The following is a 25,534-nucleotide window of genomic DNA, read 5'->3' on the forward strand; positions in this document are numbered from 1 at the left end:
CTAAAAACTAGAGGAAATTAAACCTTGTCTGGCTTTTGCTTTCCCCATTGGTACAGCGCAGCGCCTGTTGCTACCCAGTTTCTAATGTCGTCATATACTGGAACGCTATGCTTCTCAATGAGTGCTGATACCTTCGCTGTGTAAGGGCCGCCATTTCCGCCTACAAGTAATGGTTTCTTTCCTTGCTTTGAAAATTCTCCCAAGTAGTCAATTATTGTCTCCTCTAATGGATCGTCCTGGAATACAAACCACGGCATTACGATATCCACATTTGGATCGTCCATGAACTTTTGAATTGAATATCTGTAATCGTCTGCATTTGCTCCGCCTGTAACGTCAGCGGGGTTGCCGTTTCCAATTACATATGTTGGTGGATAGTGCTCTTTCATCTCTTTTAGTGTGGCTTCTGTGAACCTTGGCAAGCTCTAATCCGTATTTTTCAAACTGGTCGATTGCTCCAATCATTGGGCCTGCTCCGTTGCTCACTAGTGCAACTCTTGGGCCCTTGGCATGTGGTTGCCATGCAAGTCCCTTGACAACAGATGCAAGTTCTTGGTAGCTCTCAACTGAGACTATGCCAGCTTGCTTGAAGGCGCCCATGATGATTGCATTCGAGCCTCCAAGTGAGCCTGTGTGAGATGCGGCTTGTTTTGCACCAAGTGCTGTTCTTCCGCTCTTCCAAATTACAATTGGCTTTTTCTTCTCTCGCATGACGCGTTTTGCAGTCTCGATGAATTTGCGTCCATCACCAAATCCTTCAACATAGAGTGCAATTACTTTGGTCTGCGGGTCATTTGCCAAGTACCAGATCATGTCGGCCTCGTCTACATCTGACCTGTTTCCGTAACTTACCATCTTGGATAATCCAAAAGAATCTGCAGTCTCAAGGAAACTGATTCCCATTGTTCCGCTCTGGGACAGCAATGCTACTGGGCCTTGCTTTGCACGAACCATTCTTGCCTGACCTTGGAACGCACAATCAAGTCTGTTTGCTGCATTGAACATTCCTATGCAGTTTGGACCAATTATTCTAATCTTGTTTTGCTCTGAGAGTCTCTTTATTTCAGCTTCGAATCCGGCTCGCTCTCCACCAAGCTCCTTTCCTCCGCCTGACACTATGACAACATTGTGTATTCCTTTCTTTGCACATGTTTCAAGAACTGGTGCGGTGACAGAAAGATCAACACATACGACAACAAGATCCACGGGCTCCTGTATTGACTCAAGAGATGGATAACATTTGATTCCAAGAATCTCTTCTGCTTTTGGATTTATTGGATATACCTTTCCTTTGTAATCGTGCTTTGCTATGCTGTCAAGCACAGAGTTGCCGACCTTTCCTGGAGTGGCAGAAGCACCAACCAGTGCGACTGACTGTGGGGTGAAAAACGTCTCCATGAATTCAATGTTGGGCTGGGCTTTTGAGATTGCGTCCTTTTGGACCTCTTTTTTCAGAATTATCTTTGCATCTACAACATAGTATGATTTTGGATATACTACAATTGGGTTAAAGTCCACGCTGTCAAAATAGTCTGCATTGTCAACTCCTATCTTTCCAATCTGGACAAGTGCCTTTGCAAGCATGTTCAGATCAATTGGCTTGCTGCCTCTGTACCCCTGAAGTATTTTGGAGCCTTTCAATTCCGCAAGCATTGATTTTGCATCGTCTATGCTGATTGGAAGCATTCTAAATGCAACATCTTTGAATATTTCAGTCAAGATTCCGCCAAGTCCTACCATTATGACAGGACCGAACTGGTGGTCATTTTGTAATCCTACAATGAGCTCAACTCCTTGTGGAACCATTTTTTCAAGCAAGATTCCTTTTAGCTGGACACCTTTCTTCTTGGAGAGTCTAGAGTACATGTCAGTGAAGGCCTTCTTTACCTCCTTTTCATTTTGCAAGCCCACCTTTACTCCTCCAACATCTGTCTTGTGAAGAATTTGTGGTGATACCACTTTCATGACAAGAGGGAAACCTAGTTTTTTAGCCGCACGTGTTGCCTCTTTTACATTGTTTACCAGTGCATATCCTGGAACCTTGATTCCATATTTTTTCAAAACTGCTTTTGAGAGATCTTCTGTTATTACCTTGTGATCTGTCGATATTGTCTGTTCAAAAACTTTCTTGACTGCGCTCAAAGCGAGCACTCCTTTTTGTTTGGATAGAATCCATTCTGCTTTTTGGTTTGAGATATCATAACGAGATCCGAGTCTTGATGTCATTATATTAAACTTTTGTCAAAATGTGGGAAAATAGTTTTAACTCGAATTCTCCTTTAGCCTATATTTTACAATTTTCTTTACTACATCAAATGGAATCTCCTTATCTATCGGAAATTGGACAGACCCTTTTGCTTGCTTATATGGAGATAACTCTTTTTTGAAAGCAATGATTGCTGATGGAGTGGGATAAAACCCAATATGATTCTTGAATGCTGCGAAATGCACCAAGTTGCCATTGAGCTTGAATGTAGGTATCCCATAATTTATCGTCTCTTCAGCTTTAGGTGCCGATTCACTAATTACATATCTTAGTTTTTTTAAAATATCTTGGACATTTTTTGGAAACGTAGCGATATATTCGTCCATGGTTTTAAATTGTTTTCTGGGCGTGGTCATGTTGTTCTTTTTATAAATTAAAATTTATAAATACACTGTTTTGTAACGGAAGAATTCTATACGACTAACTGTATCATTGTTTTTCTAGTGATATTACAGCAAGGATGAAGAAGTTGCGAATTTAATTGAGTTTAAGAGAATTTAGTACGACATTAAACTTTTGTCAAAGATTAAACTCTGACTTGAAATTTTGATAAAATATTGCATGTTTTTTTGTATGGCATCCATGTTTTTGGGGATGCTTTGGATATCTCTCAGGGTTGATGTATGGTACAGCACTTAGCTCCTCTTTTGATTTGTCAAGCCACAGCTGTATGGTGGGCGCATCTACCTCAAGGTGAAACTGAACCCCAACGGCGCTTCCAATCTTTATTGCTTGATTCTGATAGTCTCTTGAATGAGCAAGCCTTGTGGCATTATAGGGAAGATCAAACGTATCCCCATGCCAATGAAATACCGTAGCAGGACTCTGTATTCCGTCAAAGAGCCTTGATTTTGTAGTACTGTCAAACTCTACATCATGGTAGAATCCTATCTCTTTTCTGCGGCCTTGGTATACCGTGGCACCAAACGCCTTGGCGATAAGCTGCGACCCAAGGCATATTCCAAGAACCGGGTGTCATTTTTGACTGCATTTTGTATCAGTGCCAACTCTTCTTTTAGGTACGGCAAGTCGTCGTTTGCACTCTCTGGTGCACCTAGTATTACTATGACACGGGGATCAATTGATGGGATTTTTTCTTTTTTTGCAAGAACTGTAGTGATATCAAACCCGTCTTCTTCAAATAACTTGCCTAGTGTGGCAATTCCCTCGTTTCTTGTATTCTGTATTGCCAAGACCTTTCCCATGGGTAAATTTTTGAAAATTGCTTAATATGTTTAATTGCAAACCAAACTGTGCATCTTGACGAGTCTGAGATATCTGAGGTACATCACTTCGTCAAGTCCCTTGATTCAAAAAAGGACTGCATTGTAGTAGTTGAGGGAAGAAAAGATGAGGAAGCACTCAGGGATCTTGGCTTTTCTGGAATGTCTGCCAGTTTCACAGCTTCAAGGGCATGGTAAAGTTTGTAGACTCGATGCCCAAGTATAAGAATTTGATTGTACTTTTTGATTACGACAGGAAAGGGGCATATCTTACTAAAAGAATAGTCTCGCACCTTGAGCATCGCATGACCGTAGATCTCTCATTTAGACGAAAACTGATCACAATAACAAAAGGCAAGGCACGCCATATCGAGGATCTATCTTTGTATTCTAGACCCAAGATCTGACAATAAGCACTTATATCTGCCCCTGAAGAATGTTAATTGATAAAAAATTAAGAGGATAATGATTTGCCATATAGTGGAATTGTCAAGTATCACGTTAAGCTCAGCTTTGACGTAGATGGACTCGTCGAAAAAGCCGATATCATAGGCGCGATTTTTGGCCAAACAGAAGGTCTGCTTGGTCCAGAGATGAACCTAAATGAACTTCAGAAAGTCTCGAAAGTAGGACGAATCGAGGTCAACACTACGAGCACGACTAATCAAACAAAAGGCGATGCCTTGATTCCTATGAGTACTGATATCAACACTGCAGCACTAATTGCAGCTGCCATTGAAAGTATCGATAAAGTAGGTCCATTCCAAGCCAACTTTAAACTCGAAGCAATCGAAGATGTTCGTTCTGCAAAAAAGAAAGAGATTGTGGACAGGGCAAAACAGATTGTTCAGAAATGGTCTACCAAAACAATTAGCGAAGGCGAAGAGATGCTAAAGGACGTACAAGAAGTAACATCTTCTGGAAAACTTGTTACATTTGGAAAAGAAAAACTTGCATGTGGCTCGGGAGTCTTTGACGCACCTTGGGTGATTCTAGTTGAAGGACGAGCAGACGTGATAAATCTCCTAAGGGCAGGATTTGACAATGCACTTGCAATCGAGGGAGCAAGGATTGACGAATCTATAAAATCGCTTTGTGAATCAAAACAAAAAGTAGTTGCGTTTCTTGACGGAGACAGGGCCGGAGGTTTCATCTTAAAAGAATTAAAATCACTTGTAAACGTTGACGTGGTTCACCGTGCACCAGAAGGCGTCGAAGTCGAAGAGCTTACCCCTCAACAGATTGCAGATATCCTAAAAGAAACTGCAGAAGAGATGAAAAAAGAGACTGCCAAACCAAAACTTCAGGATCCAAAAGATGAACCAATTGCAAACATTGTAAAAAAAGTATATTCAGGATCTCAATGAATCTCTAGAGGCAGTAGCGCTAGATGAAGGGCTCAACAGCTTGTTCAAAGTTCCTGTAAGCGAGATTGTATCAAAACTCTCTCCTGGCTCTGGAATAAAGTATCTTGTACTTGACGGAATCATAACACAGAGGCTAATTGATTCAGCAAAACAAGCAGGAATAGAGTGCGTCGTAGGACACAGGGCGGCAAACCTAAAATCAACTGACGGTCTAATCCTCAAAACATTTACAGAGCTTGGTATTGCATAAAACCAATGCCGGAACTCAAGCTACAACACATACTAACACTTGCAGAACTTTTTGCCAAAGGTGCACGGTACAATTACATTCCAATCACAACCTCATCTCTTGGTAAAAGCATACACAAATCACAACAGGCCGCATCAAAACATCTGCTTGAACTAGAATCTGATGGATACATAGAACGACTAAGGACAGGACCGCGAGTTTCTATTAGAATCACAACCAAAGGACATGCAGAAATGTCAAAGATTTTTTCAGTACTAAAATCAAGTCTTGAGACCTCCTTGCCATATGTCGAGTTCAAGGGAACAATAATCTCGGGGATGGGGGAGGGGGCATACTACATGTCAATGAAGGGATACACAAAACAATTCAAGACAAAGCTTGGCTATGTTCCATTTCCGGGAACGCTCAATGTAAAACTCAAGGACAAGGAGTTCATTGAGGCAAAACGATCACTTGATGCACATCCTGCAATAATGATAACTGGATTCTCAGATGGCAAACGAACCTATGGATGGGTCAAGTGCTATCCGGCAAGGGTTAACAACAGCGTGGATGCCGCACTGATTTTGCTAGAACGAACGCACCATGATGATTCCATAATAGAGCTTGTCTCAAAAGAGAACATCAAGAAATTGACAAAACTTTCAACAGGTTCCCAGGTCACGATTCGGGTCAATGTAAAACCTAAACTTTCACAATAGCTGTACTGGAAAAACCTTAGATGCCGTAGATTGATTTTCCGTAATCGCTTTCTATCTTTGAGCTCTTGATGTCTGGTATAGGGGACTGGAGTCTTGCAATAGATACTTCCACTCCAATTTTTTTGCATCCGTCTATGATGAATTTTTCTTGGTGTATCTGGTCATAGCCGAGTGCCACGATGTTGGGTTTTATGCGCTCTACTGTCTTGAATATGTCTCCCTCACGGCCAACCACTGCATAATCCACCATTGAAAGTGAGCCGACAAGGTCTCTTCGCAACTCCATGTTGTGCAACGGAACACGTTTTTTCATCTTTTGTGCAGTAGCGTCTGTTGCAACCACTACCACTAAGACATTTCCTAGTGCCTTTGCGCCTCTCAGCGTGTGGATGTGACCTGGATGGATGATATCAAAGACTCCTCCTGCCAGCACTACCCTGATAGCGCCCCTCCCAATCTCAGTCAAGGTCCTGTCTTTTTCAATCAAGCCATTTTTTACAAGGGAGTCAAGTCTGCTTGAGATGTATTCCGTACTGACAGACAATTTTTTTCTTATCATCTCTACCGGATCTTCTCCAGAAAGTGAGGAGACATAACACATTGAAATTATTTCCTTGTCAAGTGCATCCAATTATACCACAAGAGCTGAAGCTTTACCACTTGATTAATCTATGTCCATGGGTCTATGCCCTTTGAGAGACGCAGCGCATCGATCAGGCCCTCTGCATATCCAATGCTAAGTATTGCAAGCTCCTCTTTTCCTTCGTTTTGAAATTTTTCACAGTCATCAATATACAGACGTGCATTTTCTATGACAGGTTGCATGTTCTTGTCGTCTCCGAACATCTTGATTACCTCATCTAATGCCCGTCTTGCCTTTGGGACATACTTTGTAATCATCTGGTCAGATATTTTTTGTATCCTCGATGAATTGTCAAATGGCTCATCAAGACACCTGGCAAACGCCTTGAGTGCGTCTGTTTCTGTAAAATGCATCCTTCCTGGAATGATAACTGTATGCGGGGGTTTTCCAAAATCCATCTTGGAAAGACTAGCAAGTTTTCCAGCCGTGATGCTCTGTGTCTTGGAGCCAATCCTCGAAGCCACTATGAGAAACGTTGATTCATCTATGACATTTCTTTTCTGCTCGCTTTCTGCAACAAGTAGACTTGAGATTGCATCCTTTGGGTCTAAAAAGAAATTCTCAATGCTGCTGTATTCAAGTATCAAAATACTATGTGTGCCCTTTGCAAGGTTCTCGTATATGGTATGGTATACGGTGCTCCAAGACTTTTGCTCTCTCATTACAGTGACGGGGCGTCCAATTTTGTAGTATTGTAGTCCGCACTCGCCAACAAGGGATGGTATTGCAGACGCTGCATGTATCGTCCTGGCTCTTGATCTTTTCAGTCTCTGCCCTAGTCCGAAGTTCTATGTGCGTCGTTGCAATGTATGGATCCCCATATGCAAGAAGGACAACTGTCTTCTTCTTGGCCTCGGCAAGAATTGTTTTTCCATCCTCTACGAGCCACCGCGGAGCAACCCTGAATCTGCTTTTGACAAGTTTTTTTATTTTGGACTGGTCGCTTTTTGGTATGGGGCTTGTAAAGTTTTCAAAAAAGACAAGATCAGCTTTTTTTAAAATCTTGATGGTATCCTGACCTACACCGTCAATTCCAGCGATTCCAAGGCCAATAAACCATAACATAGCAAAAAATCTCTTTGTTGTATATTTTGGTGTTCGTTTTGTGTTATTTGCCAGAACCTATGTGGTTGTCGTGCAATCTCTTTAGGTGATCAAGCATTCGCTTGAAGACCTCGATGCTTCTTAGATATTCATCGCTTGACACATGTTCATCAATTGTATGTGATGCATGGGGGTCGCCAGGTCCATATGTTACAACAGGAATGCTCAGGGCATTTCCAATGATGTTCATGTCCCCTGTACCTGTCTTTCTGATAAGCTGTGGTCTTGCCTTTTCAACATCTAGTATGCCAAGTGTTAATGCCCTTACAAGTGGTGAAGTATGCGGCGCCTCAAAAGGTTCTGTCTCATCTAGAATGGAATAAAATGCGTTCACTCCTTGTTTTTTGGCAACCTCTTGGACAGTAGTTGCAATTTTTTCTCCAACCATTTTGCAGTTCATGTCTACTGGAATCCTAATGTCCATGATTGCATCGCATTCTACTGCAGTTACGTTGTGGCTTGTTCCTCCCTTTATCTCGGTGAGAACTGCAGTAAGCATCATACTCTTTGGCTTGCCCTCCTGGTTTCCTTCCAGTGCTTTCTTTATTGCAGTGGTAAAGATGTATGATTCTTCAATTGCATTTTTTGCAAGCCATGGTGCACTGGCGTGAGCACTGTCTCCTACATTTATCTTCAGGTTTATGGCAATTCTTCCCTTGTATGCTATGGTGATATTTTTTATGCCGCTAGGCTCGCCGAAAATTGCATAATCTATATCTAATTTTTGTTTGACCAAACTTTTGATTCCAGTTGCATTTCCTTCCTCGTCTACCACAGCTGCAAATACTACTGTTCCATTGCTGTTTTGGACAGATGCGGCTGCAAGCAGCATTGACATCAATGGAGCTTTTGCATCAGATGCTCCCCTGCCATAGATGTGTCCGTTTTCGTTTCTTACCTTGATCTTTCCTGGAACGGTATCCATGTGACCGCAAAGAAGTATCTTGGGAGAGCCTGAGCCCTTTGTTGCAATAAGGTTTCCTACCTCATCGATGTGAATATTTTCAAAGCCCAAGTCGTCGCACTTGTCTGCAAGAAACTCTGCAAGAGCTTTTTCAGAAAGCGATGGCGTGTAAAGTCTTAGAGCCTTCTCTAGCATCTTTACTGAATATCTTGGTGTAATGGTAATTGAAGAGTCCAATTCTTATTTTCTCGATTTCATTGCGTAATCTATCATCAAGGCTGGTATATCTACGCCAGTAACTCTGACGGTATTTTTGTATTCCGTTGTGTTGTTGACCTCGTGAACTACCAGGCCGTTTTCCTTGCTTTCCATCAAATCTACCCCTACTATCTGACCTTGGACAGCATTTTTTGCCTTGATGCAAATATCTTCTAGTTCTTTTGTTACTTTCATTGGTTCTGCCTTGCCGCCAAGGGCCATGTTTGTCTTCCACTGCCCGTCACCAGAATAGCGGTAAATTGCTGCAACCACCTCGTCGCCAACCATTATAGCTCTGATATCGCGGGGAGGCCTGTTGACAAATTCTTCCAAGTAATATACCTGATAAATTGGATACATTGATTCCCTTGTCTCCATTATTCCTTCTGCAGAATCGCGATCCTTTAGCAGTGCAATCATCCTTCCCCAGCTTCCAACCGTGGGCTTGAGAACCATTGGGTATCCCCTTTTTTCTAGGGTATCAATTGCGGCTTCTTCTGAGAATGCGACTGCACTAAATGGTGTAGGAATTCCATTTTTTACCAAGAGCATGTGGAGTGAAAAGCTTGTTTCCTGCAAATATGCTGGTGTTCAAGCTGTTGATTACGTTGACTCCCTTTCCCTCAAGTGCTGCAGTGGAGTGCAGGCTGCGATAATAGCTGACACATCGCTGTATGGCAGTACCGTATCTCTCTTCGGTCTTGTCTAAATTGATGGATAAACTCTTACAATCGACCATCGTTGCATCGACGCCTTTTTTCTTTGCTGCGTCAAACAGAGCTTTTTCTTCCCATCTGATGGTATCGTAGAGTATCGATAGACCTGAGCTCACTGGCCCCAGTCCTCACCAACAGTTTGTGCTGGTTTTAACTCAAAGCCTGAGGATCCTTTGGATAACTCAAAACTTGCACCACAGTCTGGACAAGTTATAATCTCTCCCTCCATAGAATCCTTTGGAGGGTTGATGTCTGCGTCACATTCTAAACATTTCATACTATTTACCTGTCTTTACCTTAACTTGGGTGTCATTAATTATCTTTCTTTCAAGCTTGTCATCAAGCGGTATCTCAAGCAGGTCTCCCATCCTTAGGTTCTTGAGGCCTGCTGCCACCTTCTTTGCATGCTCCTCATCCTGGTCAAGACCTAGTATTGACATGAGATATGCCGCACCGTTCTTGCCTGCCAGCTCGCCAAATACGATTTTTCTCCTATTTCCTACCACTTTTGGCTCAATTGGCTCGTAAGCTGCAGGATTTCTAAGGATTGCAGCAAGGTGCGTTCCTGCCTTGTGCTTGTATGCAGTAGAGCCAACAATTGGTTTAGAGTCATATGGAACAATGGTTGTGTACTGTTCAATCAGTCTTGAGAGGTCCATCAGCATGTCCAGTCTGAAATTATTTGGAGACTTGTAAAGATAAGTGAGTGCCACCGCAGTTTCTGCAAGTGCAGGTATGCCAGTTCTTTCACCGATACCGTCGATAGTAGTATGAATCTGATCAGCTCCTGCATCGCACCCTGCAAGCGCATTAGATAATGCAAGCCCAATGTCATTGTGGCAGTGCACGTCAAGCGGAGTCTTGATTTTATCGCGAACTGTCTTTACCAGATTGTACATGCCGTTTGGTCTCATTATCCCAACGGTATCAGGTATGCTTATCCTGTCAACACCTGCATCTGAGATCTCCTTGCAAACTTTGATTAGAAATTCTGGGTCTGCCCTACTGCCATCTTCTACTGTGAATCGCATCTTAAACCCATGTGATTTTGCATACTCGACTGTCTCTACCGCTCTTCGCAGCGCTTCCTCTCTTGTTATTCTCAGCTTGTCTTTCATGTGGATGTCAGATATTCCAAGATATGTTGCCATCCACGTGGCCTCACACTCTAGTGCAACATCGACATCTTCCTTTAGGGCACGCACATGAGCTACGATATCTGCCTTGAGCCCTTGCTTGATTATTGTCTTGGTAGCTTCTTTATGATCTGGTGAGACCACTGGTGAGATCTCAATCTGGTCAACACCAAAATAGTCTAGCATCCATGCAATCTGGATTCTCTGCTTGTTGGAAAATGTAACACCTGGGTGCTGCTCTCCCTCTCTTAGGGTGCTATCGAGTATGTGAATCTTCTTTGGTTTTGTTCCCATCTCGTTATACTTGTATGCATAATAATTCGGATCGTCCATTACCGATCTAGTATCAAAATTTTGGAAATATAAGTATATTCGTACAGGTTTCGGCTAGTTTTGTATATTTTGTAACGATTTTCGTTAATGATTCAAATTTAGAGCCGAACTTCGTTTTATGATACGGTTCTGAGTATGATGACAGTATTAGTGTCAAAAACGCCAGGAACCTTGCGCAGTGCATCTATGCATGCATTGATCTCTGTGATATTTGGCGCTCTGATTACTGTTGCAATGTCATACTGGACCAGTGATTTCATAAACGGTATGGACTCCTTGCAGTTTTGAGAGTCGTGCTGAAACCTTTGAGGTATCAGTTGAAGAATCAACAGATATCAAAATTATTGCGCTAGTTGAATTGCTGTCACCCGTTTCTATTGTGAATTTTTTTATCATGCCGCCATCAAGTAGGTTTTTCACTCTTCTTCTAACGGCAGATTCTGAGAGTCCAAGCTTTGCACCAATCTCCACAAAAGATTGCCTAGAGTCCTTCTTTAGCATTTCAATTATTGTTTCATCTGTCTTGTCTCTAGACATTTCTTCTTTGTACCTCTTTTGTTAGTATGAGATCTAGAGTTTCTAAAGCTTTGTTTATGTCAGACTCTGAAATGACAAGAGGAGGCAACAATCTGAGTATGTTTTTCCCGGAATAAAGCAGCAACAAATTGTTTGCAATTCCGTCAAACAGGATGTCTTTTACTTCAAACTTCATTTCTACTCCAATCATGAGCCCCTTGCCACGTATTTCGCGAATTATCTTGTGTTTTTCTTTTAGTCTTTCCAGCCCTTCACGGAAAACCTTGCCCATCTTGGCAGCGTTTTCAACCAGCTTGTCTTCTGTCAGTGCATCAATTGCAGCAATTCCTGCAGCACATGAAAGCGGGTTGCCACCAAATGTTGATGACTGTTCACCTTTTCCAATAGCATGCCAAAATATCTGGTCTTAGAAGAGTTGCACCCATTGGCACGCCTCCTGCAATTCCCTTTGCAAGGCACATGATGTCAGGTGCCGTATCCCAGTGCTGACTTGCCCACATCTTGCCAGTCCTTCCAAGGCCTGCCTGGATCTCATCGAATATCAAAACAATTCCTCGCTCATTGCAAATCTTTCTTATCTCTTGCAGAAAACCATCTGGTGCCACATGAATTCCACTCTCTCCCTGGATTGGCTCCAGTATGATGAGTGCAGTGTCAGGGGTTATTGCAGATTTTAATGCCTCGATATCGCCAAATGGAGTAAAGGACACGTTGCTTAGGAGTGGCTCAAAGGCCTTGCGATATTTTGGATTAAATGTAACTGATAGTGAACCAAATGATTTTCCGTGGTAAGAGCCGTTCATTGCAATCATTCCTTTTTTGCCAGTGAACTTGCGAGCAAATTTTATTGCAGCTTCGACTGCTTCAGTTCCACTGTTGTTAAGATATACCTGGCTCAGGCTGGGCGGTGAAATATTGATTAGTTTTTCAAGAAACTCTTCTCGTGTCTTGTTGTAAAGTGAGCTGTGTACAGTAATTATTTTGTCAAGCTGTGCCTTTAGTGATTTTACCACGCGAGGATTGCAGTGGCCAACAAGGGCTACGCCATATCCACCCATGCAATCGATGTACTCTTTTCCGTTAATGTCCCATACATGGGCTCCAAGTCCTCGCTCTATTGTTACGGGAAATCTCTGGTAGATGCTTCCCATGAATTGATCTTCTGTCATTTTGATATCACCGTACAGTTATCATTAGCTATGGCTCTTGATATTGGGTTTTCTCTCTGACCGCTCGCAACCAGTGCCTGCTTTACACCCATCTCGATTGCTTCTGTAGCAGCTAGTATCTTCTTTTCCATTCCAAAACCTATCTTTGGAAGCATTGCCTTGGCTTCGTCAAGCGATAATTTTGTCACCAGTTTTTCATCCATGAGGAGGCCATCGACATTGGTCAGAAACAAAATCTTGTCTGACTGCATCTTACCTGCAACATATGCTGCTGCCCTGTCGCCGTCGACGTTTAGAAAGTCAGATTCTTCGCTTGTGGCAATAGGTGAGATTACAGGAACATACCCCTGGTCTAGAATCACCTGGATGAGACTTGTGTTGATTTCTCGTATCTTTCCAGTGTATCCTCCATCAATTACCATCTTTCTTCCTTTTTCATTCATGACAATTAGTTTCTTTTTTCTCTCTGCCTGGATTATTTTTCCATCAATGCCTGAAAGACCTACTGCATTGATTCCATTTTTTTGCAGCATGCTTACAATCATCTTGTTTATCTTGCCTGACATTACCATTGTGAAAATTTCTGCAGTTCTCCTTGTCAGTGTATCTGCTCTTGATTCCTCCAGGTGAGACTATGAATTTTTGTTCTTTGCCCAAAGCTTCTGAAATTCTTGTTACTTCCTTTCCTCCGCCGTGGACTAGAATCACTTTTTCTTGCTCTGAAACTTTTTTCAAGTCTGATATGGTAGAAGGATGAAGGCCATCTACCACACTTCCTCCTATTTTTATTGTGATCATCTTTTCACACAGGAGTTAGCGGAGAATATGCCAGGCCGTCCATCTCGTTGAATCCTGACATTACGTTGAGGTTTTGTATGGCAGAGCCTGCTGCACCTTTCATTAGGTTATCTGATGCCGATAATACAACCAGCCTGTTGTTGTCTTCATCAATGTCAAATCCTACATCGCAAAAGTTCGAGCCCACAACAAACTTTGGATCAGGAAACTTGTAGAATCCTTTCTTGTCACGAATTAGTCTGATGAATCTCTCGTTTTGATATTGTTCACGATATATCTTCCACAAATCCATCTCTGTTACTGGTTTTGTCATAAATGTGTGGTTTGTACACAAAATTCCTCTGACAATATCCACTGCATGTGGACTCATTGATACCTTGATCTTCATTCCAGCTGCCTCACTTAGTTCCTGCTCGATCTCACCTGTGTGTCTGTGCTTTGCTGGCTTGTATGGCCTGACAACACCTGACCTCATTGCATGGTGAGTTCCTGCCTCAGAGCCAGCTCCTGCTCCTGAAGAGCCTATCTTGGAATCTACAATAATGTGCTCTGTGTCTATGATTCCTTTCTTTACCAATGGATATAATGCAAGAATTGATGTGACTGCCATGCATCCTGGACATGATACCAGCTGTGCCTTTTTGATCTCTTCTCTGTGAAGTTCTGGAACTCCAAAGACTGACTTTGGAAGATAGTCTGGATGTGGGTGTTGCCAACCATACCACTTGTCATAGTCTGGAGCATTGTGCAATCGATAGTCTGCACTCAGATCAATTACTTTCATTCCTCTATCATACAACTCTTTTACAATGTCAACTGCAGTACCGTGTGGCACTGAAGTAAATACCAAGTCGCACTTGTCTGACAACTTGTCATAGTTTAATTCTGAAAAAGTTAGATCAGTGAATCCCTTGAGGCTTGGCTGAACTCTGGAGATGTATTCTCCTACGTGCTGTCTTGAAGTGACTGCCGTGATCTCAACCTTTGGATGACTAACAAGTAGTCTGAGGATCTCTCCTCCAACATATCCTGATGCCCCGATTACTCCTACTCTCATAAGTGATCTCCTAGGATAACATAGTATAATTTAAACTCTAAAATTTTCTAAATTCCGTATTTTATCTAACAGATGAGTTGAACTGCATACTCTATCATTTCTTTTGGAATATTACGTTTGGCAACCTTTGCCAGTCCCTTAAACTCTACAGTGTTGTTGACTTCGTGAACTACAAATCCTCTTTTTTCATCTTCCATTATATCGATTCCAAGAATTCCTCCGCCCACTGCTTTTGATGCCTTTCATGCAGATGTCTTCAAGTTCCTTGGTTATCTCGCATGGTACAGGTTCTGCACCAAGCGCAATGTTTGTCTTAAATCCGCCAGTTGAGGTTCGATACATTGCAGCCACCTACCTGATCTCCCACAGCAATTGCGCGTATGTCTCTTGGCGGCCTTTGCACTGCCTCTTGCAGATAAAATATCCTGTCAAGTGGTCCGTCAGTTAGCTCCCTTACTTCCAATATTGGCATCAGCTGTCTCTCTGTCCTTTAGCAGTATGACACCCCTTCCCCAGCTTCCTATGATTGGCTTTATGACCAGTGGATATCCTTGCTTGTCAAGTGTTTCTACTGCGGATTCTGATGAAAATGAAAAGTATGTCTTTGGGGTGGGTACGCCGTGTTTCTTTAACAGGAGTGATGTCAACATCTTGTTTCCGCAATTGTTGGCAACCTCAAACTTGTTGAACACTGGAACATCAAGAAACTCTAGACACGCTGTAAAATGCAGGCCGCGAAAATAACTGACGCACCTTTCCAGTACTACATTGCCAAAATCAAAATCTGTTTTCTTGCTCTCTGTGTTGATGTTTGTTATCTTGGCGTCTATCATCTTTTGTATCGTGTCCAAGCTCGACTGCTTTTTCCTCTAGCATTTTTTCCTCTAGTCTTACTCTATCGAACACGATACGGACCTTGGGCATTTACTCTCCCCAATCTTCGCCGACTTTTTCAGCATGCTTTAATTCGCATACGCTACCGTTCTTTGAAGCAATCTCGAAATCTGCACCGCAATCAGGACAAGATACTATTTCTCCAACACTTGCGTCGTCTGGAATTTTTAAATTTGCATCACATTCTGGGCAATTCATTCTTTGATCATTCACCTCTTTTTTAGTAATTTATTAGCTTCTGTAGATTGAAGTCCCCACAATTCTACAAATCCTTTTGCAAGAGTCTGGTCGAAAGTGGAACCTGAACCATACGTTGCCAAGTCATGACTATACAATGAGTAATCTGATTTTCTCCCAACAACTCTAAGACTTCCTTTGAACATTTTCAGCTTTACAGTTCCGCTAACCCTTTTTTGGGACGCATTGATAAACATATCTAAATCTGTTTTCAGAGGATCTTGCCAGAGTCCAGAATATGCAAGCCATGACCATTCTGAGTCAACCATTGTTTTGAATTTTAATTCGTGTTTTGTCAGAACCATTTTTTCCAGATCGGTATGTGCCTCAATTAGGCACAGAGCAGCCGGTGTCTCGTACACTTCACGAGATTTTATTCCAACAACTCGATCTTCGATGTGATCGACTATTCCAACACCTGATGCTCCTGCTTTTTTGTTGATGTACTGGATTAATTCAATTGGTTTTAGACTCTTGCCGTCTACTGCCACCGGTACTCCTTGGCTAAACTTGATTTCCAAGTACTGTGGCCTGTCTGGCATGTTTTTTGTCTTGACCCAGATGAATGCATCATCTGGAGGTTCGGCATATGCGTCTTCCACTTCTCCTCCCTCAATTGCGCGTCCCCACAGGTTTTGGTCTATGCTAAACCTTTTTGCTGCAGTATCAATCTGTATTCCATGTTTTTTTGCAAATTTTAATTCTACATCGCGAGTAAGGTTGAGATCTCTGATGGGAGCAATGATTGGTAGGGTAGAACCTGATCGCATGGTAACATCAAATCGCACCTGGTCGTTTCCTTTTCCAGTACAGCCAGTGAGCTAAGAGCCTTTGCATTTTCTTTTTTGGCAATCTCTACAACCTTTTGTGCAATAAGTGGTCGTGCAAGAGCCGTTGCAAGACAATATTTCTTTTGGTATAATGCGTTTGCTTTGATTGATGGTAAAATGAAATCATTTACAAATTCGCTTCTTGCATCAACGTTGTAGTGTCTTACCACTCCGAGTTTTTTTGCCTTGGCTGCAATCTTTTTCAGATCGTCGCCTTGTCCGACATCAACTGTAATGGTAACAACATCCAATCCGTGTTTTTCTTGTAGATATTTTACGACGACGGATGTGTCCAATCCGCCAGAGAAAGCTAAAACCGCTTTTCCTTTCATTGAGGTTTTCTGTGATCAGATTTTAGCATTTATCTTTTATGATCCTCGTTTTATCTTGGTAAAAAATCAGAAATTATTTTTCTAATTCATGAGACAAACCAAATTAGTCCAAGCTAAAATTCGAACACTATTTAACCGCAATATTATAACGCTGTTATATGAAAATTGCTCCCTTTGCGGGTCACTTACAGTACGTGGCATCGCAAAGATTGGAGAGGAGATCATAACCATGACAAAACTTCAGGCAAAAAACATTGTAAAGCATTTTGATCATAATGGCACTTCAGTGATTGCGCTTGGTGGAATAAACTTGGATGTACAGGAAGGAGACTTTGTGTGTATAGTAGGTCCTTCCGGATGTGGCAAGTCCACGTTTCTAAATATTGTAGCTGGATTGGAAAAGCCAGACTCTGGAGAGATTTTACTAAATGGAAATCCCATCTCTACTCCAGGTCCTGACAGGACCATGGTGTTTCAGGAAGGTGCACTCTTTCCGTGGCTCAAGGTGATCGATAACGTAGAGTTTGGATTGAAGATGGCAGGAATTCCAAAAGATGAGCGCAGACAGATATCTCAGCGATACTTGGACATGATGCAGCTAACAAAGTTTGCAGACTCGTACACGTATCAGTTGTCCACTGGAATGAAGCAAAGAGTTGCAATTGCAAGAGCACTTGCCATGGATCCAGAAATTTTATTGATGGATGAACCATTTGCAGCTCTTGATTCTCAGACAAGGGACTTGTTGCTTGTAGAGCTTCAGCTCATTTGGGAGAAGACAAAAAAGACAATTATTTTTGTGACACATAACATTTCAGAGTCTGTTATACTTGGAAACCGTGTAGTAGTTTTCAAAAACAGGCCTTCGAAAATAAAAAAAGAGATTACAATTGATTACCGCAGACCAAGACTAATGGAAGATGAAAACCTCCAAAAATATTATCATCAGATAGTTGAAGAGCTCAAAAACGAAGTGATTGCACAAATAAAAGATGAGAACCCATGAGTGAAAAAGCAATTTCAGAGAAAAAACTGCAAAGCCTACATGATGCTGGAAACGCGGCGCTCTTTTTTGGCAATCTTTGTTGGCGTGTGGGAGCTTGTATTTGTATTGGGAATATTTCCCACAATATCCCTGCCGTCTCCTCTAATGGTTGCAGGCTCGTTTGCCAAGATAATACTGAACCTGTCTTTGCCGATAGGCGTAGGGGTAACAATGGGAAGACTGGTTGCGGGATTTTCAATCTCAATAGTTCTTGGCACGCTAATTGGGTTTACGAATGATACGATTCAAGGGATTTGGCAGGACCCTGAGTTCCTTCTCGGCAGGACTCTTGGCGTTTCCAAGCATCGCATGGGTCCCATTCTCCATTCTATTGATAGGCTTCAATGACTTTGGCATCTTGTTTGTAGTAATAATGAGTTCAATTTTTTCAGTAATGATATCGACTTATAGCAGCATAAGGAACATACCGCCAATCTATATCGATGCTGCAAAAAATATGGGCGCAAAGGGATTTAGATTGTTCAGACATGTTACAATACCTGCAGCTACCCCATCTCTGATAATTGGATTAAGGCAGGGGTGGTCATTTGCATGGCATGCAATAATAGGCGCAGAAATACTAATGTCAATTGTAGGACTGGGGCACATTCTCTCAGTTGGCAGAGATTTTCTTGATATGAGTGAAGTAATTGCTAGCATGATTACCATATTCACAATAGGTCTGATAGTTGACAGATTTTTGTTAAACAAGATTGAAGAAAAGATACGAAGAAAGTGGGGACTGGACAATCATCGCTGAAATGACTTTGATATTTGAATTCGGTTATATTGGAATCTTTTTGAGGTCGTTTAGCTAATGAATCCACTGGTAAAGTTTGGAATCGCCGGTGCAATAATTGCAGCTGTAATTGCTGCAAGTTTTATCTCAACACCGGAAACTAATCAAACTCATGACATGGCAACAAACTTCTACAACTAATGTTCTAAGAATTGGATATTTTCCAAACATCAGCCATGCGCAAGGCCGTAATTGGACTGGGTGATGGGGATTATCAAAAGAACTTGCGGGAATACAGGTGCAGACTCAGGTATTCAACGCAGGTCCTTCTGCAATAGAAGCGCTCTTTGCAAACAGGATTGATGTTGCATATGTTGGACCAAATCCTGCCATTAATGGATATATCAAGTCAGACGGTCAGGGACTTCGAATAATTGCAGGTGCAGCAAGCGGAGGAGTCGTATTTGTGGTAAGAAACGATGATGGCATAAACTCCACTGCTGATTTGGGAGGGAAAAAATTTGCGTCACCACAACTTGGAAACACACAAGACGTTGCACTACGATCATTTTTGCTCAAAAATGGGTACAAGACGTCAGACAATGGAGGGAATATACAGATCATAAATGCGGCCAATGCCGATGTTTTTACTAATGATGCTAAAAAACAACATTGATCGGTGCGTGGGTACCAGAACCGTGGGGAACCAAACTAGAGCACGAAGCAAACGGTAAGATTCTTGTCGATGAGAGAGACTTGTGGCCAAACGGGAAATTTGCAACTGCTCTAATTGTTGCAAGAGCGGACTATCTACAAAATCATCCCTGATATTATTAAAAAACTACTAGAGGCACATGTGGATGAAACCTTGTGGATTAACAACAACAAAGATCAAGCAATTACAATATTCAACGAGCAGCTGGGAAACCTGACTGGGAAGACACTTCCTGTTGGTGAACTAGATGAGGCCTTCTCAAGGATGGATATCACATACGATCCGGTGGAAAGTTCGCTTTATCAATCAGCCAATGCTGCCTATGGTCTGGGATTTTTGGGCAACCAAAACGCCAGACCTGTCTGGAATATTCGATCTAACTCTTCTAAATCAAGTGTTGACTGAGAAAGGATTACCGGAAATTTCCTCCTAATTCAAGCTCTTAAACATAATCTAACGTAACTCACACACAGCCTCATAGTGAGAATGTAACTTTTGAATGTGGAAAATGCTAATGCTTGACAGCAATAGTTCAAAATGATAATGGCAAAGGACTGTTGTCAATTAGAAATAAAATAGTTTTTCTTAAACTTTGTTTAGTATATCAAGCGCTCCCTTGAAATCATTTGGAGAGCTCAAAAGTACATCACCTGCAATTTTGTGAACCTCTTTTACAAATCCTACCATGTCATTTTTGTATCCTGACCAGTCAAGACCTAACATCTGTGCAGATTTTTGGTTGAGCTCTGACGCAAGCAGTATGCAAGGTATTATCCTAAACCCCTGCGGCTTTAGCTTGTCAACTATCCTTGTTACCTGATCGATAGAACTTATGACCTGTGTGACAAATCCCTTTGGCTGGGCCTCGACCTTTTTGTGAATCTTGTCAAAGTTGGGATTGCCTGAGACTGAGAGATAAAGGTCAATTTTTTCTCCAAAGCCCTGCTCGTTGAATTGTTTTACGACCTCACTTGGGACAAGCCTTGAATCCTTGGGGCCTGTGGGCGGCGGGTCTCCCTTGACTATGAGAACACCGTTCAAGTTCAAAAGTATCGCATCGCAGACGGTTTGTGTAAGTGATGTGTGGTTTCTGTCTCTGACTCGAACACTTGCAGAGATCTTTATCCTGTCATTGGAATTTTTTATGAAAAATCCTGCCGTTATGGGAGATATCCTTGGGATGCCAAGTACAGAGTCTGTCACATGTATGCTGCCGCAGACCTTTCCTATCTCGACTGATTTTGATTTGAACTTGTCAACTGATTCCTGCAACTCGCTGTGAGAAAGTATCCTGTCCTGCATTACCTTGGGTGGATTTAACTCGTAGATTATCGTCATAAAAGAGTGTCACGGCTACTTGATTATAACCTTTGAAGGCAATTAACATGTGACAAAACAAAAGAAAATTAATACATTGAAAACCAGCATCAATTACTGTTGACCACAAAAATTCCTCTTGCAGACCTGATGAAGCAAAAGATAGTGCTCTTTGATGGCGCCATGGGAACCGAGATTCAAAAGTTGAATCCAAATTCGGAGGATTTTCCAGACGGCAAGGATGGCTTCAACGACGGTCTGTCCTTTACAAGACCTGAATGGATAAAAAATATCCACCGAAATTATCTCAAGGCAGGTGCTGACTGTATCGAGACTAACACATTTGGCTCAAACAAGCTCAAGCTTGAAGAATATGGTTATGGCGATAAAACACTAGAGTTTAATAAAAAAATTGCAGAGCTTGCAGTTGATATCACAAAAGAGTTTTCTGACAAGCCACGATATGTGGTGGGTTCCATGGGTCCTACTGGGTTTTTGCCAAGCTCAAATGATCCGTCACTTGGACAAATACCGCTTGAAAAGATAAGGGAAGCATTTGAGATCCAAGCAGAGGGTCTAATCTTGGGTGGAGTAGATGCGTTACTAATTGAGACAAGTCAAGACATCTTGGAAGTAAAGATGGCAATAGATGCATGCCACAGTGCAATGAAAAAGACAGGAAAAAAAATCCCGATCATTGCAAATGTAACACTAGACAAGTATGGCAAGATGTTGCTTGGGACAAATATTCAGGCAGCGTATACCACCGTATCAGATATGGGAATAGACGCATTTGGGCTCAATTGCTCCACTGGGCCTGTTGAGATGACTCCCAGCATACGATGGCTAAATGAGCAAAACGATCTTCCATTACTTGTTGTGCCAAATGCGGGAATGCCGGAAAACCAGGGAGGAAGGGCAGTCTACAAGATGACGCCTGAAGACATGGCAAAAGCAATGCGTGATTTCATATCGCAGTATGGCAACGTCAGAATAATAGGCGGTTGCTGTGGCACAAATACCGAACATATAGCACTCTTAAGAAAAATAATTGATGAAAAGCAATCAGAAAATAAGCGCTAGGTATTTAGAAAAAGCACTTGAGAATAACTATTCATGAAAGATCCTAGAGTGAGTTCTGCATTAAAAGCAGTAGAGCTAAGGCAAGACCCTGCACCTCTGATTATAGGGGAGAGACTCAACGCACAAGGATCAAAAAAGGCCAAGGAATGCGTCCTAAACGGCAATTTTGAAGAATTGGTAAAAATTGCAAGAGACCAGGTAGATGATGGAGCACATTGTCTTGATGTGTGTGTTGCCACCACAGAGCGCTCAGACGAACTAGAGTTTATGAAAAAACTTGTAAAGTCACTCAGCCTTGAAATCGAGGCTCCGCTTGTGATAGATTCTACCGAGCCAAAAGTTGTTGCATCTGCACTGGAGCAGATTCCTGGAAAGCCGATAATTAATTCGATTAATCTGGAAGGAGATGGAAGTAGGTTTCATTCACTAGCTCCTCTTATGGTACAATACGGAGTTCCTGCAATTGCCATGTGTATTGGACCAAAAGGGATGGCAAAGACTCCTCAGGAAAAACTTGAAACTGCGGAACTTCTTGTTGAAACGGGAAAAAAATATGGACTACAAGAGCAGCATTTCATCTTTGATGTTCTAACTTTTACACTAGCTACAGGTGAGGCAGAATTTCTTGATGCAGGGAAAAATACACTTGAAGGAATCAGCCTAGTCAAGAAAAGATTTCCAAATTCGTTTACAACACTTGGACTAAGTAACATAAGCTTTGGTCTTGCTCCAAGGGCAAGAAAAATACTAAATGCTGTATTTTTGTATCATGCCGTAAAAGCAGGCCTTGATACTGTCATCATAAACCCAAAAGACGTGATTCCATATACGGAAATAGACGAGAAGGAAAGAAGTGTAGCAGAGGATCTGATCTTTAACAAGCACCCAAACGCTCTTGCAGAGTTTATTGCATATTTTGAGGCAACAAAAGGCACTGCTCAGCTTGCAGCAAAGAAGATTGAAGTGGATCCATCCTGGCCTGCAGGCAAACGTTCCAACTTTAGGATAGTGAACAGGCTTCGTGACGGAATAGAAAGAGATGTTGTAAGTGCCATATCTGAAAAGATCTCAGGCAAACATGGTATTTCGGAGAAGGATGGGATGGCAGTCATTGATGCAACCAAAGGAGATCACGCATCCTGCTGCAATCAAGACGCTAAATGATGACCTATTGCCTGCAATGAAGGAGGTAGGTGACAAGTTTGGTGCAGGAGAGCTCATCTTGCCATTTGTATTAAAATCTGCAGAGTGCATGAAAGCAGCAGTTGCAGAACTTGAGAAATATCTTCTAAAAGAGAAAGGAAGTACCAAAGGAAAACTTGTCTTGGGCACTGTATACGGAGACGTTCACGATATAGGAAAGAACTTGGTCAAGACAATTTTTGAGAACAATGGGTATACTGTATACGATCTGGGAAAACAGGTTCCAATGCAAAAGTTTCTTGAAAAGATTGAAGAGGTAAAGGCAGATGCAATAGGACTGTCCGCACTCTTGGTGTCAACATCAAAACAGATGCAGTTCTTCGTAGAGCATGCCAGAAAAAACAACATGCAAATTCCAGTATTGTGCGGAGGGGCTGCAATTAACAGCAACTACATAAATCGTGTTGCAAAAGATGGCGGCATATACACGCCGGGAGTGTTCTACTGCAAAACAATGTTTGACGGCCTCAAGACCATGGACAGTCTTGTATCGCAAGAAAAAACACAATTTGTCGAGCAATGGCAGAAAAGAATTGAAAAGTGGACTGAGACAATAGTTGAAAAACCTGAAGAAAATATCATGGCGCGCAGCGACATAAAGCCGGTTACTCCTCCAGTTCCACCTCATCTCAACAAAGTAATACGATTTGAACCAAAAGACATTGATCTAAATGAAGTATGGAAGTTTCTTGACAAGAAATCGCTTTTTGTGTTATCATGGGGTCTGAGAGGCAAGTCTGCCAAAGAGTCAGAGGCAGAACATGAAGCGCTTTTTGAAGAATGGAAGAAAAAAATTCTTACAGAAAAATTGTTTGAGCCAAGAGCAGTATATGGATACTTCAAGTGCCACGGAAAAGATGGAAACCTAACAGTAGATCATCCAAACGGTGAAAAACTCGTGTTCGAGTTTCCGCGCTCATCTCGATCAAAACACCTGTGTCTTGCAGATTACTTTGGACAGGATGATGTTGTGGCTTTTCAAGCAGTAACTGTGGGAACAAAGGTCTCTGACATCATAGAACAGTGGAATAAAGAAGACAAATACACTGATGCATATTATCTGCACGGCCTTGCTGTTGAAACCGCAGAGGCAATGGCTGCATGGATAAACCAAAAAATAAAAGACGAGCTAAAGATTGATGGTAAACGAGGACTGAGGTACAGCTGGGGCTATCCAAGCTGTCCTGATGTGTCACAGCATTATATTGTCTGGAAATTACTAGAGCCTGAAAAATCTGGCATGACACTGACAGAATCAGGACAGATAATACCGGAGCAATCAACTGCTGCCATAGTTGTACACCACCCAGAAGCTGAGTATTTTGCGCTTTGATCACAACAGAAAATAACAAACCATAACATTGGTATCATGTTGGAACTGGAAAAAATAAGAAATGCCCTGTCGAGGCCTATATCGACACAGACACAAGGAAATCAGAACACAAAACTTGCGGCAGTACTCATCGTGATTTATGGCCCAGAGCCATCTGTGATAATGACTGAGAGACCAAAAACAATGGACCATCATGCAGGCGAGATATCATTTCCTGGCGGGAGATGGGAAAAAGATGATGCAGATCTTCTTGCTACTGCCATACGGGAGACAAGGGAGGAAATAGGAGTTCAAATACACAATAACCAAGTCATAGGGCAACTCACGCCAGTTACAACGCTAAATTCTGGCTTTACAATTGCCCCTTTATCACAATTCAGGAAAAAATTCCGCTGATCAGGACAACCTCTGAAATCGAATCTATCTTACAAATACCACTTATTCCGCTTTTGAAAACTATGGATGAAGACAAAGATCCGGCACACACGTCCATCCAGGAGATGTACACATTCAAATTTCAAAATCATCTGATATGGGGAGCTTCTGCTAGGATGCTAAACCAGATTGCCAATGCATTGTCGGCAAATGGTTTATTGTAATATTTTCGAGATTCATTTAAAAAGAGGTCTAGATTTTCAAACGTTCATGGGTGCCAACAAGTCAACTCCAAGAAAGATAAGGTTGATGAGCAAACTGAAGCAAAATGCGGCAGTTCCAGCTTGGATTATAGTCAAGACAAAACGTAGAGTGAGAACAAATCCAAAGAGAAGACAGTGGCGCAGAACTGACGTGGGGGTTGGTTAGTCTTGTCCGAAGAAGCATTAGAGAGGATTTATACCATTAATTTAGGAAAGGTGCTACTTTCTCCAAACAATCAGAGAGCAAAGCGAGCGATAAACATGATACGAGAGTTTGCTACAAAGCACATGAAATCAGAAAATGTGAAAATTGAGGAAGATGTTAGCCACTTGGTATGGGAACGCGGAATTCGACATCCACCAAGAAAGATCAGAGTCAAGCTATCAAAAGATGACGACGGTAACATCATAGTTTCAAAATATCAGGAAGAAAAGAAAGTAGAGGAAAAATCAAAGGCAAAGAAAGAAGAAAAGAAAGTAGTAGAAGAAAAACCAAAGAAGGAAGAAAAGAAGGCAGAAGAAAAGCCGAAGACTGAAGAGAAGAAAGTAGAGGAGAAACCAAAGAAAGAGGAACCAAAGGAAGAAAAGAAAGTAGAGGAGAAACCGAAGGCAAAGAAAGAAGAAAAGAAAGTAGCAGAAGAAAAGCCAAAAGCTGAAGAAAAGAAACCTTCAGAAACTAAATCTGCAAAGAAATCAAAAGAATAAA

Annotated in this window: 30 protein-coding genes and 7 pseudogenes; 16 read left to right on the plus strand and 21 right to left on the minus strand. The window is 41.9% G+C overall.

All coding sequences use genetic code 11. From position 1 onward, the window contains the following. Window positions 1–17: 17 nt before the first annotated feature. From DYY67_RS05050 to DYY67_RS10825, 4 genes and pseudogenes are all read right to left on the minus strand, one after another. Window positions 18–2,142, minus strand: a pseudogene (locus tag DYY67_RS05050) (3-hydroxypropionate--CoA ligase). A 120-nt stretch (window positions 2,143–2,262) separates the two neighbouring features. Beyond that, window positions 2,263–2,622, minus strand: a complete 360-nt coding sequence (locus tag DYY67_RS05055; RefSeq protein ID WP_166391294.1) for an iron chaperone — start codon at window positions 2,620–2,622, stop codon at window positions 2,263–2,265. A gap of 163 nt (window positions 2,623–2,785) precedes the next feature. Continuing rightward, on the minus strand, window positions 2,786–3,226 hold the full coding sequence (locus DYY67_RS10820; RefSeq protein ID WP_320415982.1) for a type 1 glutamine amidotransferase: 441 nt from the start codon (window positions 3,224–3,226) through the stop codon (window positions 2,786–2,788). Next, window positions 3,154–3,459: a hypothetical protein gene (locus DYY67_RS10825; protein WP_255492830.1), complete on the minus strand. Its 306-nt coding sequence runs from the start codon at window positions 3,457–3,459 to the stop codon at window positions 3,154–3,156. The genes DYY67_RS10820 and DYY67_RS10825 overlap by 73 nt, the downstream gene beginning before the upstream one ends. Before the next feature lie 60 nt (window positions 3,460–3,519). On the opposite strand from DYY67_RS10825, the gene DYY67_RS10075 reads away from it, so the two are divergent. The 5 genes from DYY67_RS10075 to DYY67_RS05075 all read left to right on the plus strand — a co-directional run bounded on the left by DYY67_RS10075 (window position 3,520) and on the right by DYY67_RS05075 (window position 5,807). Next, entirely contained in the window at window positions 3,520–3,687 is a 168-nt protein-coding gene (locus tag DYY67_RS10075; protein ID WP_178084792.1) for a hypothetical protein, read from the plus strand. After that, window positions 3,681–3,896, plus strand: a complete 216-nt coding sequence (locus DYY67_RS10080) for a hypothetical protein (protein WP_178084793.1) — start codon at window positions 3,681–3,683, stop codon at window positions 3,894–3,896. Before DYY67_RS10075 ends, DYY67_RS10080 begins: the two co-directional genes overlap by 7 nt. A gap of 63 nt (window positions 3,897–3,959) precedes the next feature. Next, window positions 3,960–4,856 (plus strand): DNA primase DnaG, encoded by an 897-nt coding sequence (gene dnaG, locus DYY67_RS05070; protein ID WP_255492832.1) that lies wholly within the window; start codon window positions 3,960–3,962, stop codon window positions 4,854–4,856. A 40-nt stretch (window positions 4,857–4,896) separates the two neighbouring features. After that, on the plus strand, window positions 4,897–5,106 hold the full coding sequence (locus DYY67_RS10830; protein ID WP_255492833.1) for a hypothetical protein: 210 nt from the start codon (window positions 4,897–4,899) through the stop codon (window positions 5,104–5,106). A 5-nt stretch (window positions 5,107–5,111) separates the two neighbouring features. Further along, window positions 5,112–5,807, plus strand: coding sequence for a DUF120 domain-containing protein (locus DYY67_RS05075; RefSeq protein ID WP_166391296.1), 696 nt, complete (start codon window positions 5,112–5,114; stop codon window positions 5,805–5,807). Between the two features lie 16 nt (window positions 5,808–5,823). Here DYY67_RS05075 and DYY67_RS05080 read toward each other — a convergent pair whose 3' ends face one another. The 15 genes and pseudogenes from DYY67_RS05080 to DYY67_RS05140 all read right to left on the minus strand — a co-directional run bounded on the left by DYY67_RS05080 (window position 5,824) and on the right by DYY67_RS05140 (window position 16,755). Then, entirely contained in the window at window positions 5,824–6,438 is a 615-nt protein-coding gene (locus tag DYY67_RS05080) for an adenylyltransferase/cytidyltransferase family protein (protein WP_166391298.1), read from the minus strand. 38 nt (window positions 6,439–6,476) lie between these two features. Further along, window positions 6,477–7,112 carry a DUF357 domain-containing protein gene (locus DYY67_RS10835; RefSeq protein WP_255492834.1) on the minus strand — a complete coding sequence of 212 codons (636 nt, stop codon included), beginning with the start codon at window positions 7,110–7,112 and terminating at the stop codon, window positions 6,477–6,479. Further along, on the minus strand, window positions 7,042–7,515 hold the full coding sequence (locus DYY67_RS10840) for an SAM-dependent methyltransferase (protein ID WP_255492835.1): 474 nt from the start codon (window positions 7,513–7,515) through the stop codon (window positions 7,042–7,044). Before DYY67_RS10840 ends, DYY67_RS10835 begins: the two co-directional genes overlap by 71 nt. 43 nt (window positions 7,516–7,558) lie before the next feature. Next, window positions 7,559–8,653, minus strand: coding sequence for a M20/M25/M40 family metallo-hydrolase (locus DYY67_RS05090; protein ID WP_178084794.1), 1,095 nt, complete (start codon window positions 8,651–8,653; stop codon window positions 7,559–7,561). 45 nt (window positions 8,654–8,698) lie between these two features. Further along, window positions 8,699–9,548 (minus strand): annotated as a pseudogene (gene lysX, locus DYY67_RS05095) (lysine biosynthesis protein LysX). Further along, window positions 9,545–9,709, minus strand: coding sequence for an alpha-aminoadipate/glutamate carrier protein LysW (lysW/argW, locus tag DYY67_RS05100; RefSeq protein WP_166391302.1), 165 nt, complete (start codon window positions 9,707–9,709; stop codon window positions 9,545–9,547). Before lysW/argW (DYY67_RS05100) ends, lysX (DYY67_RS05095) begins: the two are co-directional and overlap by 4 nt. A gap of 1 nt (window position 9,710) precedes the next feature. Continuing rightward, window positions 9,711–10,901, minus strand: coding sequence for a LeuA family protein (locus DYY67_RS05105; RefSeq protein WP_166391304.1), 1,191 nt, complete (start codon window positions 10,899–10,901; stop codon window positions 9,711–9,713). A gap of 116 nt (window positions 10,902–11,017) precedes the next feature. Then, a complete protein-coding gene (locus tag DYY67_RS10845; RefSeq protein WP_255492837.1) occupies window positions 11,018–11,161 on the minus strand; it encodes a hypothetical protein in 144 nt (47 codons plus the stop codon). Beyond that, window positions 11,139–11,438, minus strand: coding sequence for an AsnC family transcriptional regulator (locus tag DYY67_RS05110; protein WP_255492838.1), 300 nt, complete (start codon window positions 11,436–11,438; stop codon window positions 11,139–11,141). Before DYY67_RS05110 ends, DYY67_RS10845 begins: the two co-directional genes overlap by 23 nt. Further along, window positions 11,431–12,607 (minus strand): annotated as a pseudogene (locus DYY67_RS05115) (aspartate aminotransferase family protein). The gene DYY67_RS05110 and the pseudogene DYY67_RS05115 overlap by 8 nt, the downstream one beginning before the upstream one ends. Continuing rightward, window positions 12,604–13,405: pseudogene (locus DYY67_RS05120) on the minus strand ([LysW]-aminoadipate/[LysW]-glutamate kinase). Before DYY67_RS05120 ends, DYY67_RS05115 begins: the two co-directional pseudogenes overlap by 4 nt. 4 nt (window positions 13,406–13,409) lie before the next feature. Next, a complete protein-coding gene (gene argC / locus DYY67_RS05125) occupies window positions 13,410–14,462 on the minus strand; it encodes an N-acetyl-gamma-glutamyl-phosphate reductase (RefSeq protein ID WP_166391306.1) in 1,053 nt (350 codons plus the stop codon). Window positions 14,463–14,527: 65 nt separating this feature from the next. After that, window positions 14,528–15,386 (minus strand): annotated as a pseudogene (gene lysX / locus DYY67_RS11565) (lysine biosynthesis protein LysX). Beyond that, window positions 15,387–15,554 (minus strand): alpha-aminoadipate/glutamate carrier protein LysW, encoded by a 168-nt coding sequence (gene lysW/argW / locus DYY67_RS05135; protein ID WP_166391308.1) that lies wholly within the window; start codon window positions 15,552–15,554, stop codon window positions 15,387–15,389. A gap of 11 nt (window positions 15,555–15,565) precedes the next feature. Continuing rightward, window positions 15,566–16,755: pseudogene (locus tag DYY67_RS05140) on the minus strand (argininosuccinate synthase). Between the two features lie 229 nt (window positions 16,756–16,984). Here DYY67_RS05140 and DYY67_RS05145 point away from each other — a divergent pair. Then, complete coding sequence (locus tag DYY67_RS05145) at window positions 16,985–17,761, plus strand: ABC transporter ATP-binding protein (RefSeq protein ID WP_166391310.1); 777 nt, start codon at window positions 16,985–16,987, stop codon at window positions 17,759–17,761. Window positions 17,762–17,796: 35 nt separating this feature from the next. Here the strand turns inward: DYY67_RS05145 and DYY67_RS10865 are convergent, their stop codons facing one another. Then, window positions 17,797–18,018 carry a hypothetical protein gene (locus DYY67_RS10865; RefSeq protein WP_255492841.1) on the minus strand — a complete coding sequence of 74 codons (222 nt, stop codon included), beginning with the start codon at window positions 18,016–18,018 and terminating at the stop codon, window positions 17,797–17,799. A gap of 5 nt (window positions 18,019–18,023) precedes the next feature. On the opposite strand from DYY67_RS10865, the gene DYY67_RS05150 reads away from it, so the two are divergent. The 5 genes from DYY67_RS05150 to DYY67_RS05165 all read left to right on the plus strand — a co-directional run bounded on the left by DYY67_RS05150 (window position 18,024) and on the right by DYY67_RS05165 (window position 19,659). Next, window positions 18,024–18,560, plus strand: coding sequence for an ABC transporter permease (locus DYY67_RS05150; protein WP_255492842.1), 537 nt, complete (start codon window positions 18,024–18,026; stop codon window positions 18,558–18,560). Between the two features lie 57 nt (window positions 18,561–18,617). Then, window positions 18,618–18,740: a hypothetical protein gene (locus DYY67_RS10870; protein WP_255492843.1), complete on the plus strand. Its 123-nt coding sequence runs from the start codon at window positions 18,618–18,620 to the stop codon at window positions 18,738–18,740. A 97-nt stretch (window positions 18,741–18,837) separates the two neighbouring features. Then, window positions 18,838–19,215, plus strand: coding sequence for a PhnD/SsuA/transferrin family substrate-binding protein (locus tag DYY67_RS05155; RefSeq protein ID WP_166391312.1), 378 nt, complete (start codon window positions 18,838–18,840; stop codon window positions 19,213–19,215). Next, the gene (locus tag DYY67_RS05160; RefSeq protein WP_166391314.1) at window positions 19,212–19,367 is read left to right on the plus strand and encodes an ABC transporter substrate-binding protein; all 156 of its coding nucleotides are present in this window, start codon (window positions 19,212–19,214) and stop codon (window positions 19,365–19,367) included. The genes DYY67_RS05155 and DYY67_RS05160 overlap by 4 nt, the downstream gene beginning before the upstream one ends. Window positions 19,368–19,407: 40 nt before the next feature. Beyond that, complete coding sequence (locus tag DYY67_RS05165; protein ID WP_166391316.1) at window positions 19,408–19,659, plus strand: hypothetical protein; 252 nt, start codon at window positions 19,408–19,410, stop codon at window positions 19,657–19,659. 180 nt (window positions 19,660–19,839) lie between these two features. Here DYY67_RS05165 and DYY67_RS05170 read toward each other — a convergent pair whose 3' ends face one another. After that, the gene (locus DYY67_RS05170) at window positions 19,840–20,592 is read right to left on the minus strand and encodes a 5,10-methenyltetrahydrofolate synthetase (RefSeq protein WP_166391318.1); all 753 of its coding nucleotides are present in this window, start codon (window positions 20,590–20,592) and stop codon (window positions 19,840–19,842) included. 99 nt (window positions 20,593–20,691) lie between these two features. On the opposite strand from DYY67_RS05170, the gene DYY67_RS05175 reads away from it, so the two are divergent. The 5 genes and pseudogenes from DYY67_RS05175 to DYY67_RS05195 all read left to right on the plus strand — a co-directional run bounded on the left by DYY67_RS05175 (window position 20,692) and on the right by DYY67_RS05195 (window position 25,533). After that, window positions 20,692–21,654: a homocysteine S-methyltransferase family protein gene (locus DYY67_RS05175; RefSeq protein ID WP_255492844.1), complete on the plus strand. Its 963-nt coding sequence runs from the start codon at window positions 20,692–20,694 to the stop codon at window positions 21,652–21,654. A gap of 33 nt (window positions 21,655–21,687) precedes the next feature. Next, a pseudogene (locus tag DYY67_RS11900) lies at window positions 21,688–24,190 on the plus strand (dihydropteroate synthase). A gap of 36 nt (window positions 24,191–24,226) precedes the next feature. Then, window positions 24,227–24,586 carry an NUDIX hydrolase gene (locus DYY67_RS11570; RefSeq protein ID WP_320415980.1) on the plus strand — a complete coding sequence of 120 codons (360 nt, stop codon included), beginning with the start codon at window positions 24,227–24,229 and terminating at the stop codon, window positions 24,584–24,586. Between the two features lie 249 nt (window positions 24,587–24,835). Then, a complete protein-coding gene (locus DYY67_RS05190) occupies window positions 24,836–24,994 on the plus strand; it encodes a 50S ribosomal protein L39e (RefSeq protein WP_166391320.1) in 159 nt (52 codons plus the stop codon). Between the two features lie 2 nt (window positions 24,995–24,996). Further along, window positions 24,997–25,533, plus strand: a complete 537-nt coding sequence (locus DYY67_RS05195) for a 50S ribosomal protein L31e (RefSeq protein ID WP_166391322.1) — start codon at window positions 24,997–24,999, stop codon at window positions 25,531–25,533. Window position 25,534: the final 1 nt, after the last annotated feature.

Origin of the sequence: Candidatus Nitrosotalea sp. TS (assembly GCF_011319465.1) — an archaeon.
Classification (GTDB): Archaea; Thermoproteota; Nitrososphaeria; order Nitrososphaerales; family Nitrosopumilaceae; genus Nitrosotalea.